Genomic DNA, 13,934 nt, shown 5'->3' with positions numbered 1-13,934 from the left:
CCGTCTAGCTTATCTGATTAGCATGGCGATATAGGGACACATCGCGACGGCTTGCCAATAAACCAATAAAACCCAACGCAAACAGCGCCATTCCTGCAGGCGCAGGAACATCATTAACCACCTTACTTAGCGACACGTTGCTGATCGCTACCGTTGAGGTTGAAAAATCATCGTATAATTCATCGTACAATAAGAACGACAAGCTCCAGTTCTGATTGCTGTAATTATCGCGCAGTGAATCTGTATTTATTGTGAATGCATTTGATTGCATAGAAAAACTGATATCTGCCGGCATTAGCAGGTCTACCAAATCGAAGTCGTCATTGAGTAAACTGATAAAAAATGAGTCGCTGTTGCTAAGCAAACTGGTATCAAAGTCGACGGTTAACTGGTAATCAAAGCCTGACTCAAACATAACGCTTTGATAAATTTCTGCGTCAAAATCAGTGTCATTTACAGAAAGGTTTACCGCACAATTGCCAGGCGAGCCACTGATATTAATGTCGCCGAAGCCCTGCTGCTCCCAACCGTTTAAGGTGCAATCGCTGGCGAAGTTTCCGTTGGTGATCATTCCGGCTGTTGCGACGGAATTGCTTAACAGCAATACAGCTAAGATACTGCTTTTTATAAATTTCATAGTTAGTGTCCACAATAACTCATACAAATTTTCAAATAAAAACAGCACCTTATATACAGCCGATACCGTTTAATACGGTCACCTACATATGTATGCGCTTACATTTGTAATTCTGTAAGCGCTTACAAGTGATGATTCTGAGAGTATGTGAATTACAACCTGTGATCAACATTATTTTAAAAAATAATTAACATAACGAATGAATGTGTTTTTACCTGAAACGAGATCAATTAAGGGCTTCCGGCACTAAACTCTACTTATCGGACATATTTCACATTTAAGATGAAATACTGCATATTTTTCAGTTAGTTAATTTAATTAACTGATGAAATTACACGGGTCTTTGAACACATCTGTTCCCGTTATGCTGAACGCGATATTTCGCTTTAGCATTCACAAACACAAAAGACCTCACTGCCCATCAATACCATTAATAGGCGCCCTTCCCTCTACGCTTTGTAACAGAATTCCAGCTCATTGATTCGGTTACGATGCCGATTAAGAAGCGGTAGTCATTTGCAGTTTTTTCACGATGAACTCGGCGGGTTTAAGGAGGGCAACGCCAACCATCACAATAAGCCGGTCTTCGCTAACATCCGCAGTGGACATGGTCTCACCCAGCCCGCACTTGACGAAATACGCTTGGTCGGGATGGCTTCCTACAAAAGCACCGCTTCTCCACATTCCGTAAAGGAATTGCTCGACTATAGACGAAACCATTGACCACAACCGGGCATTATTATCCTCTGTTGCCAACATTCTGATGCCTGAGTAGATGCTCTGTTCAACAAACATCAGCGCTCTTGCCACGTTAATGTATTTCACTTCGTGATCAGTACTTAATAACGTGCGGGCACCCCACACCACGGTGCCTTTACCTTCAAAAGTCCTGATTGCATTGACTGATTTGCCATCAGCATCATTATTTAGATCTTCCTGTAGAGCTGTGGACACCGATACAGTTGGACGACCTCCAACCAGCGTCAAATTGGCTGGCGCTTTCCATATACCCCGTTTGACATCATTTCTGACAATGACTCCGGCAACTGCCCCGCAAGGCGGGATCACATTGCAGTTGAGCATCATCTTCTGCATAACCATACGATACACCATGCTTCCTGCGTTAAGCGTGCTATGAGTGTCATCTACGGTGTCATATCTTCCTTTGTGTGCTTTTACAAAGCGCTTGTCGTGAAAACCGCTTGATGAATACACGCCTGTCATTACGCCCAGCGCTTTTGTAATTTCCGGGGAGGCGGATTTTCCTAACTCATGGTGGATAGCATTTGCCAGGGTTTCTCTACCTGACAGCTCTATACAGGTGTAGTTAATTTGTTCAGCGGAATAAGACAGCGAATTTAACCAGGGAAAATAGGCAGCGCCGCATCCTCCTACATTGGTATTGTTAAGATTATTCCGAAAGTCGGCAATACCATGATTGTCAGGGGAAGCGGCATTATGAATATCCAGAATTGCGAAGCGGTATCTTGTATCCTCTCCACAGTGCGAGAGCATGCGATTTTGCAGTTGATAACACGCGTTTGCGGCTAACCCCACAGCATCAGGGATCAGCAACAAGCCAGGCACGGTAAGACCCTCAAGTTCAGCAATACCTGATTCGAGGGGTTCAAGTAACAATACATTATTTTCGTATAGTCCGACTGACAGGATGTAGCACTGTTTTCCCCCGTTCTCAAAATAAAGCCTGACGCTGTGATACAGGCGAAAACAAGGTGCTGCGTTTTGTATTGTGAGGTGCTGATTGCCGTAGGAGACTTCAGCATCGTAGGGTTGGGATGAGGCCACATTGAAGATGGTCGTTGGCTCGCCACCAAATAACCTTTCAAACTCCGCCATTGAACTAACCGTGGTAGGTACACCCTGCAAGTTTTGCTCATAGGATTGCGCTTTGGCTGTATACCCTATGAAAAAAGCGTTGGAACAATCAACCGGAGAGATTGAAGGCCCCGATAACGTTGTTTCTTTAAGATAAACACCCGGCACTTTATAATCAGGCATGCTTTTCGCCTCTGTTTGTCAGTGATATGTCAGCTCTGTGTCTTAAGTAACAGGAGCCCGTTATCTCAAAGAGAACGCCCGCCGTAATAACGCTCTAAAACGGCGAGTCAGACTCGAAAATATGAATCTGAAAGTTAACCATAGCAGAAACCCCGGTAACTGCTTGTCGGGTACTCGACGTGGGTAACCGGGTATCGTTACGAGAAAGATGATTATCTAATTGGCAATGAGAGTACCCATTACTGCGAAGACGTTGCCATGCAGTAATGGGTAAATAGCGCGGACATCACTTTGCCCGGCATAGGTAGCTATTGTCGAAACCCTTCAACCAGGGCCGGAATACCGGGTAGCAATCCCACCACCGCCATGACAAATGTCAGCACCACAAACATGATCCCAGGTATAATCCACCGGCTCATTTTTGTCAGCTCACGGCTGCGCTCTTTACACCCAATCAGTCCAAGATTATCCAGCAACATTGTCAAAGACCAGCCAAATGCAGGATTCACCAACGATGAGGCAAACACGACGATGGCAGCAGACTGCGTCGTCTTACCCTCGCGGGTCATCTCCATTCCGGCCTCTAACAGCGGAATAAATACCCCAACGATTAGCGCCACACAAAGTACGGGCTCCCAAATTGCCAGGTCCATTGGATAACCCCATATACCTGCGACAACGCAAAATAAAGCAGTAAGTACGGCACCTGCGGGGATCGGGCGTTTGGCAATCGCAGCCGGAACAATATAGGTGCCCCAGGAAGACGTAAAGTTGGCGCCCCCCATCAGTGAACCGACGGTTTGGCGAACTGACGCACTCACCATGGTGTCATCGATATTCATTTGTACCTTCTGTGTTCTGGGAGGGTAACTGATTTTCTGAAACACCTGGTGACCCAAAAAGTCAGGAGACCACATAGCCACCGCCAGCACGGCGAAAGGTAATACGACAACAAAATTTTCCAGCGTTGGGAGACCCAGCATCCAGCCAGTATCTTCCCCCCACCAATATGCAGGATTCATATTCGGCAAGCCCGGTGCGGTATTAAACTCAAAAGGTGCGCCCAGTAAAAATGCAACGCTTCCTCCAAGTAAGCAGCTTAACGGCACGGCCAGCCAACGTTTTTTCCAGTGTTCAAGCAGAGCATATAGCAAAATGGTACAGATGATAACGACGAAGGCGATATGTGTCATCTGGATACTCTCTGCCCATGCGAACAGCTTTTTGACCTGAGATGTCGTGCCAATAAACCCCAGGTACAACAAGAGTCCACCGCAAACCCCTTTACTGGTGAGCTTTGCTAATAGACTTCCGCCCTTACTGATGGCCAGCAATAACCCAAAGATCCCTATCAGAAGGCCCAACGCCATGGGGTGACCTCCCGCTGCAACCACAATAGGAATGAGCGGTATGAGTGGCCCGTGAGTACCTGCCAGATTCGCTGTAGGCAGAATGAAACCGGAAAATAGCAAAATAAATAACGCTACGATAATGAGTTCGTAGCGAACATTCTCCAGAACAAACGCATCTCCCAAGTTTAACTGCCCCGCAAAGGTTGCGGCAATCGCACCAACCATGACCACTTTGCCAATAGTCCCAGCCATTGCCGGAATAGTATCCTCCCATTCAAAGCGATAATCCCGAAAAGGAAGGTTGGGTCGCCAACGCTGCGGCGACATGACCTGTAGCTCGTGTTCTAGGTACTCATCACGTGTAGTAAAGTCTGAACGGGCGCGATGATTATTTTTATAGCTGTCATCGGCACCCAAGTCCGCTGACTTGCGCTTATTGTCATTAATATTGAGGCTCATAATGCTCCACGCTTCTGGTTAGAAAGGTGAAACATCCTAGACGATATCAATCGCCATAAATGTTGTTCATTTGTTATTTCGTTCCCATTAAATTTACATTTTAACCGGTAATTTAACTGTTTTTTACTAAGCCTGAGATGTCAAGATGTCTGAAAGCATTAATGTCTGTACTATAGGTGTTAACGCTTAGTTTTCTTGGTACCAATACTGCATTTACCTTTTGTTTACATCAATGTATAAGCAATTAGTCTTAGACAGGTATGACCGCCAGGGAACAGGAATCAACAGGTGTAACAACGATGCTGAATTTACTGGCGGCATCTGGTAAATCTTTTTCAGCAATTTTCCGTAAGAATAAAAACATATTACGCATTATGGAGGACGCATGGCACATGAAATAGAGGCGCAACATGCTAAAGCACTGGCACAGGTCATTGACCAGTCTTCACACTGGAAATTGCAACCTGAGAAAAAGCCCCCTTTCACCAGTGTTGAGCAGGTAAATGATTACGTTATGACGCATAATGAACCACTTTATCTGCGGGTTCCGCTTGCTGATGAAGATGAGCACCTGTTGGTAAAAGTGACATCCAGTGATGCTGACATCGTTTTTACCGCTATTAGTTTTGATCAGCCAGCATCTACAAGAGTGCACACCTCACACTTAAAGCTGGCGACAAGCGCGATAACTGAGATGCTCAACGATGGCTTGCCTGAAGGTAAAAAGGTCGCATCGTTCTAATAAAGTGAATTAATGCAGGTTTCCTGCATCCACCTCACAAAGTCAGGCGTAAGGCTTCTTGAACTTATTATTTAAGGAAGAAGATCTTGCGCCCATTTCTTATTGCCATCCACAGCGCGGTTATGACCACCGTTTTGTGCACAAGCCAAACTGTTCTCGCGGCTGATCCGGAATCAGATATTGAACGCATCAGAATAACCGCTGAAGATAATTTTGAGGACGGTGCCTTTGTGTCGGCTTCTCAGGGCTGGGTATCCGGCGACACCATTAACAGCCGCCCAATGCTTCGTACAGGCGAAATGCTTGAATTCATCCCTGGCATGATGGTGACCCAACATAGTGGTTCGGGCAAAGCGAACCAGTATTTTTTGCGGGGCTTTAATCTTGATCACGGTACCGATTTTGCCACCAGTGTAGAGGGTATGCCGGTAAACATGCGCAGCCACGGACATGGACAAGGCTATTCTGACCTGAATTTTATTATTCCCGAAACGGTAGACAGCCTAAGCTACTTTAAAGGCACTTATTATGCCTCCATTGGAGACTTCTCTGGTGCCGGCGGGGCGCATTTTTCGCTAAAAGATTCGCTGGACAGCAACCAGACCTATTTCACCCTTGGTGAAGATGCATATCAACGAATTGTTACCGTTAACCAAACTAATATCGGTAAAGGAACCGGGCTCATCGGTCTGGAATATCAGGCATACGATGGCCCCTGGACAGATGTTAACGAAGACATAGACAAGAAAAACGCCGTTATTCGTTATGCCACCCCGTTATCAGGCGGTGACTTTTCTATTACCGCAATGGCTTACGACAACAGCTGGAACGGAGCGGATCAGATCCCTGACAGAGCCGTAGAGCAAGGTATCATTAGCCGGTTAGGATCAATTGATACTGGTGTTGGGGGAGAATCCTCGCGTTATAGCTTATCTTCGCGTTATCAGTCTTCCTCTGTCACTGCATCGGCCTACATTATCGATACCGATTTAACGCTGTTTTCGAACTTTACTTACTTTCTGGAAGATCCCGTTGACGGTGACCAGTTTGAACAGGCTGATGACAGAACCCTATATGGCGGCGACATATCCAGACTTTTCTCGCTGAATAACAGCGACACCACTCATACGCTGGGCGCCCAATGGCGGCATGACGACATTGATAATGTAGGACTTTATCCTACCAGGCAAAGAGAAAGAACAGGCCTTACCCGGGAAGACAGTATTGACAGCACCTCGTACGCCTTATACGCACAAACTAATTTTTCGCTTAGCGAAAAGGCGAGCATGACAATCGGCGGACGTTACGACTACATGAACGTGGACGTTGTCAGCCAACTTTCTCAAAACAGCGGTAGTGAAAGCGACGCCCTATTCAGCCTTAAAGGTGCGTTTAAATATGCGTTGTCAGACTACGCGACAGCCTTTGTCAGTGCAGGACAAGGTTATCACTCTAACGATGCACGCGGCGTGACTATCTCAGTGGATCCGCTAACAGGAGAAGCCGCGGAGTCAGCTCCCCTGCTCGTTCGCTCTTTAGGATATGAAACCGGCGTGAATGTCACTGATAGCAGAACATATAATGTTTCGGCGTCGTTGTGGTATCTCGAACTTGACTCCGAACTTGTCTATGTAGGTGATGCCGGATTCACTGAGCCAAGCAGACCATCGGAGCGTTACGGTGCTGAGTTCAGCGCATACTACTGGTTCAGCCACCATATTAATGCCGATATCGAAGCGGCGTGGACTCACGCCAGGTTCAGTGACGATGTGTCTGGCGAAGGCGATCATATAGATGGCACGGTGCCTGTGGTAATAAGCGCCGGGGCGAGTTGGTATCAGAACAGTGACCAGTCAGGCCTTAGCTATACAGTTAGGGCAAGATACCTGAGCGAAAGAACCGTGGATAGTATGGACAGCGTTGAACCGCCCTCCATGTTCCTGATAAATACATCTGTCTCTTACGATGCTAGCAACTGGACTGTCTCACTGGAACTGCTAAACGCCTTTGACAGCGATGCTCACGACATTGATTATCTGTATGCATCACGCTTACCTGGCGAGCCTGAACAAGGCATCGAGGACTTACACTATCACCCTGTAGAGCCCCGCACAGCCAGGCTTACCGTATCAGTACGCTATTAACGTTAAAGTTTCCGTAACTAATAACCACCAAAACGCAGGCTTACGATACCTTTACCTACGCTCTCTTTACGAGAGCAACCGCCATACCACAGGCTAGTTTAAAGGGAGCTAATCATTCCAGAGGATGAGCGCCCAAACGATAACTGCCTGCACCAAGGCAACGAACACGGCTGCCGAGCCAATATCTTTGGCTTTGGCGATGAGAATGTGAACTTCGGTACTCACTCTGTCACAAAGCGCTTCGACAGCCGTATTCAGCAGCTCTGCAATAAGCACGATACACAGCGACATGATCAGAAGCACACGCTCAATAGTGCTCACATCGAGAACAAAACAAAGCGGAATCAATATCAACATGGCCGCCATTTCCTGCCTGACGGCGGCTTCGCTCTTTAGTGCGGCTTTTAATCCCTTCAATGAATAGAGAGTGGCAAACCATATCCGGATAAAACCGGTATTTTTCTTCACCATAATAGGTACTTATCTCTGTACTGTCACAACATAGTTCACACACCCAGTGTGGCCAATAACTATGACAGTTAGGTGAAATACAGACTGTGACCCGTCAAATGGTGCAAGTATTGCAGCAGTAAATATCACTACGCGACACAGTGCGCCATGTTTTAACTATAGCCCAGAGTGGAACAATGTACGTGGATGAATTACAAGCACTTTTTCAGTCACAGCATACTATTACTGCATTATCATTGCTGATAGCGCTTGTGCTGCTATTTGTCGCAAAGCGCCTCATTCTGGTGCGATTGACCGAAAAGGCCCGTTCTCAAAGTAGTGAAATGGGCAGCTTTTATCGGGTGTTGGTACTGGCGCTGGATGCCCCGTTGTCGATCGTCATCCTGACATTTGTACTGTGGATGTCGCGGTACTTTCTTGAATGGTTTAGTCTGGCCAGCGCGTCAGTACTGGATGTGATGACCATGCTGGTAAAAGCGGCGCTCATTGTCGCCTTGTTTGTTTTCATGGAGCGACTTGCTACCCATTCGTTACTTCGCTACCAAAGTCGTTCAACATTAGTCAAAAACTCCTCAAGTATCGCATCCGGTGCAATAAGAGCCATTCTTGCCTCGTTAGCGTTGCTGATAATCCTCAGCACTATGGGAATTTCAGTCACCCCTATTATTGCATCACTGGGGATTACTTCATTGGCGGTAGCGCTTGCACTGCAACCAACCCTGGAAAACTTTTTTTCCGGTATCCAGCTGGTTATGGATAAACCAATACGCATTGGTGACTACATTGAGCTGGATTCCGGTGAACAGGGGTTTGTTGAAAAAATTGGCTGGCGCTCAACCTGGATCCGCATGTTGCCAAATAACATCGTGATCATGCCAAACAGTAAGTTATCTAACAGTAAACTGATTAACTATTATTATCCCGAACGAGAATTAAGCGTTCCTGTTGAAGTGGGTGTGCATTATGATTCAGATCTTGAGAAAGTCGAAGCGATTTGCCTTGAAGTTGCGGAATACATTTTAAAGCATCATCACTACGGCGTGGATACCTACGAACCATTTGTGCTGTTCCACACTTTTGATAATTCCAGTATCAATCTGACCGTGATGCTAAGAACAAAAGAATATTTTAATCGTTTTTTTATCAAAAGTGCCTTCATGAAAATGCTCAAAAAGCGTTTTGACGAGGAAGGTATTGTGATCCCCTTCCCGATTACTGCGCTGAATCTGGATCAGGAGGGCGCGGCGAAACTGGTTCAACGGGCAAAGCAACAAGATACCGCAACCTGAATAAACGATTCCGCTGTCAAGTCACATCGCATATTAGGAAAATATTATATGCGATGTATCTAATGTTTACAGGGTACTTTACTGCCCAATGTACATACCTTCGTTAAATCAATTAGTTAGGGGCATGTAAACTCTGGCATAACAGTTGAAACACTGTGGTCACAACTGCAAGGAGTACCAGGTATGTTTATTGAAACTATTAAAACACCGGGCATCGCCCACCTTTCTTATGTTATCGGTAATGCTGGCCAGGCCTGTGTTATAGATCCGCAACTAGACACTGCCACTTACCTTTCAATTGCCAGGCAAAATGATTGCCGCATTACACACATCGTTGAAACCCATCGGAACGAAGACTTTATCTCAGGCGCACTGGCTCTGAAAAATAAAACCAGGGCGCAGGTTTACCATGGGGAAAACGCTGATGAAAAAATTGCGTATGCAACTGTGGTAAATGATGGCGACACCTTTGAGATAGGCAGTTGGCAACTCAAAGTTATTGCCACCCCGGGCCATACAAAAGACAGTATTTGTCTGGCGATTTACGATACCAATCAAAGTAAAACAGACGCTATCGGTGTATTTACCGGCGATACGCTGTTCGTTAATGACGTAGGGAGAACGGATTTTTATCCAGACGAAAAGGAACACATGGCAGGCAGTCTCTATGACAGTCTGCAAAAGCTTCTGCAACTTGGCGATCAGGTGGTCATTTACCCCGCTCATGGCGCGGGCTCTGTATGTGGAGGGGGAATGGCAGACCGCGAGTTCTCAACAATAGGTTTTGAGAAGCGCAATAACCCTGTGCTCAAAGTTGAAGATAAAACAGCGTTTGTTACACGTAAAGTGAGCGAAAACCACTATGTCTCGCCCTATTTTAGTCATATGGAAAACGCGAATGTTGCCGGCAGTAACACCCCGATTTCTGATCTGGTAGTACAGCCTGTACAGCAGGAACAAAAGTCGCAGTGGCTGGATGCCACTGCGCGTAAAGGCGTGATTGTGGATGTCAGAGAGCATGCGTCATTCAGAGAAAACCATATCCCGGGCAGTATAAATCTGCCGGGGGGACTGGTTAGTGCCTATGGCGGATGGCTTCTGGATTATGACGAGCCGCTGGCACTTGTTACCGATAGTGCCGACACCGCAACTAATGCGGCAAAGCAGTTGTGGCGTATGGGGTTTACCCAAATCGAAGGGTATATAACTGAGCTCCCGGCGCCCTTAACTCAGGCCGAGGCGATGACGCAGCATATCAATACAGTTACCAGCGATACCGTTGAAAGCCGACTGGAAACCCCTCCGGAAAACTGGGTGCTGCTGGACGTGAGAAAGCGGGATGAAGTGGAATTGACGCCCTTTAGTGGCGCTATTCACACCTATCTTGGACATTTGAAAAAATACAAAAACAAATTTAACAGCAATACACATTACACCTGTATGTGCGGCAGTGGTAAACGCGCAACTGTTGCAGCCAGTTACCTCAAACTACTGGGTTGCAGCAATGTTGACGTATCCACCGGATCATTGCAGGCCTGGCAGGCCAGGCACTAACGAAAAAGCCCCGGTATAAACCGGGGCCTGTTCTATTTCTTTGGGCTCAATGTCAACTATACGACCCAGTTAAATGATTGGGCCTGTTCATAAGCGTACTTCGGAATATCACGTTCAATAAAGTGATGATGCAGTATCATGACACCCAAGGCATGGTTGAGAATAGCATCTACCTGCACTTTTTCGATGTTATCAGTATCCGGAGACTCCTGCTTTTCAATCAGTGCCTCCAGGTAGTCCGCATCCAGCAATCCTGCTTTTTCCACCTTTTCGCGACTGGCGTACTCTTCAAGTAAGCCACGAAGCTTTTTCCATTTTTTCTCATCGGTATGCGCCGGCGGCGCCATAAACGCAAACTTTTCACGTTTGTACAGTGTTTCGGGAAGTACACCTTTCATCGCTTCACGCAAAACGTACTTCTCTTTGCTACCACGAATGCGCATTTCAGGCGGAATGGTAACCGCAAACTCTGCCAGTTTATGATCCAGGAATGGGGGACGTGCCTCCATAGAATTCGCCATATCCACTCTGTCGCCACCCCAGGTCAGAATTTGCCCTTCGAGCATGGTTTTGATCCACACATACTGTGCCTTGTCTAACGGGTGCCGTTCGCTTAGGAAGGCATCGTCCAACTTATTGGCAATGGCATTGCCGGGCTCATAACCCTCAATATTCGCTCGGTGATCGCTGTGGATGAGCTTTCGCGCATGGTCGGTACAACCCAGCCAGGGCTGAAGACAACTGGGCGTAAAGCCTATTTTGTTATTTAGCTCAGCTGACACATATTCATCTTTAGGAAGCATGGCCCCTTTAAACAGCGCATTTGAGGTTTCCAGCGACTCACGCCATTGTGTTGCCTGACTGGCATCCAGGCCTTCCATGCCGTGCAGGAACATATCCTGACGGAAGGCCGGGTACCCGGCAAACAGTTCATCTGAGCCCTCGCCTGTCAGCACAACCTTATAGTTTACGTGCCTGACCTGCTGACTCATCATCAGCTTAGCAACAGCCAGCGTATTGTATATGGTGCGCTCGGTATGCCAGATGGTGCGCGCAAAATTGTTATATAGCAAATCCGCGTTCAGCTTCAGAATCTCCTGATCAGCATCAACCGATTGGGCCATTTCCGTGGCGATCTCAGATTCATCGTAATCCGCATTATCGAAACTGATAGTAAATGCCTTCAACGGCGCCTGTTCGATACCCGACGCCAGACCAAGAATAGAGCATGAGTCTATGCCGCCAGACAAATAGCATCCCACCGGAACATCAGCATTCAGACGAACCTGAACCGCATCAATTAATTCACGACGAACGCCTTCAATGTAATAGTCATCGGTGTGCTCTTCGCGGGTACCGATCAGCGGGAAGTCCATATCCCAGTATTTGTGGGTTTCTATATGAAATTCGCCCTCTTTTCGCGTGATCTTAAGCATATGACCAGGCTCAACCTGCTGGATCCCTTTGAATGCCGTTGTGCCTGGCACCATGACCTGGATCAGCTGGTGAAACAATCCTTCAGAATCCAGTTCCGGCTTAACATCAGGGTGAGCCAGCACCACTTTCACTTCAGAACCATAGATAATGGCATCATCAGTTTGTGTCCAGTACAGCGGTTTAATCCCGAAACGGTCACGCACCAGATACAGTGTATCTTCCATTTCATCGTACAAAGAGAAAGCAAACTCGCCACGCAACCGGGTTAGCGTATCGTTCATGCCAAATTTTCTGAACAAGGTTGGCAAGACTTCTGAATCGCTCTTACTGGTAAAGTCGACGCCAGCAGCAATCAGGTCGGTACGGATACGCTGATAGTCGTAAAATTCGCCATTGTGGACACACATGGTCTGACCGCCATCCAGCCAGAATGGTTGTCTGCCACGGTTTTCATCAAGATCGATAATAGACAGGCGGGCGTGACTCATCCCGATCCCCATGTCAGCAGGATTACAATATCCGTAACTGTCGGGACCACGGTGATTCATGATGGCAGCCATATTAACCAGTGTTTGTGAATCAATGGCCTGAGACGGTGTTGAGGCAAATACCCCTGCAATTCCACACATTTATTCACTTCTCCTTTGAATTAGACGATATCCAGTACGCGCTCAACGCGTCTGACAAGGCAGGTTAACAGCGCCTGACGAAGAAAAACGGCGCCCCTCGCCTGCGCGAAGTACCAGTTATGCGGCGTATTATCCAGACTCTTACAAAGTTCAGCACCCCGTGCCAGCGGATGCAGTACGATGGCATCCTTTTTCAGTGGCGACGTGCTATCGATATGAAACTGATTACCGTATTGATTAAACGAGTTACCTTCCCACGCAATGGCGTTGATATACACTACATCTGCGTCTGGCAGGACATCCTCGAGACAGTCAGAGGTATGCACATTGACGCCGGCTTCCTGCAGTTGCTCCAGTTGCCCGCTGTCAAACATCTCGCTACGGTTTTTATCGTTGACAATAGTCAGCTGGCTGAAACACTCCGGAAACAACGCGACCAATTTAAGCAGGCTTCTCACTGTACGCATTTTGGAAGGCAAACCGATAATGCACAGATTAATTTGCGTTTCAGAGCCCTCTGCGATCAATTCGGGCTTCCATTTTAAAATGGTATAAAGGTCTGCCAGCGCCTGCGTAGGATGCTCATCAGTACCATTCCCCGCATTAATAATAGGAATACGCAGCGCGCCCATCATGTCGCGCACGGAGTTGGCGTTGGTGTCGCGTAATACAACACAGTCGCCGTAGTTATTGAACATTTCCCCCACATCCGCAAGGCTTTCGCCTTTTGCCAGTCCGGTGGTAGAGCGGTCGGTAATCGACATAATATCGCCACCTAAGCGGTGCCAGGCACTTTCAAACGATAGGCGTGTACGGGTACTGGGCTCATAAAATGCAGATATCAGGATCTGTCCCTGAAGCGAGGTGCTGAAACGATCCGGGTTCGCTTCGTATTTCGCTGCCAGCCTGAATAACTGGAGCAAACTCTCCCTGTCGAATTGGTCAGCAGAATAAATATGCTTATTGCTCATTTTTCCTAAATGGTCACCATCTTCCTGAATGGCACGCAATAAAGACTTGGGATGGGCATTACCGTAAACGTCGGGCCGTTCTCTTTCGAACTTTACGACAGCTTCCAACTCTGCTTTCACCATAATTTTTTACCTTTGAAGTCACGAATCAGCCAGTACAACAACAGCAATGGACTGATGCAGCTTGCGAATAAACAGACATAAACCAGAATCGTCAGCGCAGACTCGCT

10 protein-coding genes are annotated in these 13,934 nt (G+C 47.1%); 4 read left to right on the top strand and 6 right to left on the bottom strand.

The annotated features are described in order from the left end of the window. Positions 1-4 precede the first annotated feature (4 nt). The 3 genes from ACLBLI_RS09585 to ACLBLI_RS09575 all read right to left on the bottom strand — a co-directional run bounded on the left by ACLBLI_RS09585 (position 5) and on the right by ACLBLI_RS09575 (position 4,467). Positions 5-637, bottom strand: coding sequence for a PEP-CTERM sorting domain-containing protein (locus ACLBLI_RS09585; RefSeq protein WP_414830852.1), 633 nt, complete (start codon positions 635-637; stop codon positions 5-7). A gap of 498 nt (positions 638-1,135) precedes the next feature. Then, positions 1,136-2,656, bottom strand: a complete 1,521-nt coding sequence (locus ACLBLI_RS09580) for a phage tail sheath family protein (protein ID WP_414830851.1) — start codon at positions 2,654-2,656, stop codon at positions 1,136-1,138. Between the two features lie 308 nt (positions 2,657-2,964). Further along, positions 2,965-4,467, bottom strand: a complete 1,503-nt coding sequence (locus ACLBLI_RS09575; protein ID WP_414830850.1) for a DUF3360 family protein — start codon at positions 4,465-4,467, stop codon at positions 2,965-2,967. 385 nt (positions 4,468-4,852) lie between these two features. On the opposite strand from ACLBLI_RS09575, the gene ACLBLI_RS09570 reads away from it, so the two are divergent. Together ACLBLI_RS09570 and ACLBLI_RS09565 are read left to right on the top strand one after the other, a co-directional pair. Beyond that, a complete protein-coding gene (locus ACLBLI_RS09570) occupies positions 4,853-5,209 on the top strand; it encodes a hypothetical protein (protein ID WP_414830849.1) in 357 nt (118 codons plus the stop codon). Between the two features lie 122 nt (positions 5,210-5,331). Further along, on the top strand, positions 5,332-7,353 hold the full coding sequence (locus ACLBLI_RS09565; RefSeq protein WP_414830947.1) for a TonB-dependent receptor: 2,022 nt from the start codon (positions 5,332-5,334) through the stop codon (positions 7,351-7,353). A gap of 108 nt (positions 7,354-7,461) precedes the next feature. Here ACLBLI_RS09565 and ACLBLI_RS09560 read toward each other — a convergent pair whose 3' ends face one another. Then, the gene (locus tag ACLBLI_RS09560; RefSeq protein ID WP_414830848.1) at positions 7,462-7,824 is read right to left on the bottom strand and encodes a diacylglycerol kinase; all 363 of its coding nucleotides are present in this window, start codon (positions 7,822-7,824) and stop codon (positions 7,462-7,464) included. 182 nt (positions 7,825-8,006) lie between these two features. Here ACLBLI_RS09560 and ACLBLI_RS09555 point away from each other — a divergent pair, with 182 nt between their 5' ends. Then, complete coding sequence (locus ACLBLI_RS09555) at positions 8,007-9,113, top strand: mechanosensitive ion channel family protein (RefSeq protein ID WP_414830847.1); 1,107 nt, start codon at positions 8,007-8,009, stop codon at positions 9,111-9,113. Between the two features lie 183 nt (positions 9,114-9,296). After that, the gene (locus tag ACLBLI_RS09550; RefSeq protein WP_414830846.1) at positions 9,297-10,667 is read left to right on the top strand and encodes an MBL fold metallo-hydrolase; all 1,371 of its coding nucleotides are present in this window, start codon (positions 9,297-9,299) and stop codon (positions 10,665-10,667) included. A 56-nt stretch (positions 10,668-10,723) separates the two neighbouring features. Here the strand turns inward: ACLBLI_RS09550 and asnB are convergent, their stop codons facing one another. Next, positions 10,724-12,733, bottom strand: coding sequence for an asparagine synthase (glutamine-hydrolyzing) (gene asnB / locus ACLBLI_RS09545; protein ID WP_414830845.1), 2,010 nt, complete (start codon positions 12,731-12,733; stop codon positions 10,724-10,726). Positions 12,734-12,753: 20 nt separating this feature from the next. Next, the gene (locus ACLBLI_RS09540; protein ID WP_414830844.1) at positions 12,754-13,827 is read right to left on the bottom strand and encodes an aspartate/ornithine carbamoyltransferase family protein; all 1,074 of its coding nucleotides are present in this window, start codon (positions 13,825-13,827) and stop codon (positions 12,754-12,756) included. Positions 13,828-13,934 lie beyond the last annotated feature (107 nt).

Source organism: Alteromonas sp. H39, from assembly GCF_047556435.1.
GTDB lineage: Bacteria > Pseudomonadota > Gammaproteobacteria > Enterobacterales > Alteromonadaceae > Alteromonas.
This window is presented reverse-complemented; position numbering and strand designations above follow the sequence as displayed.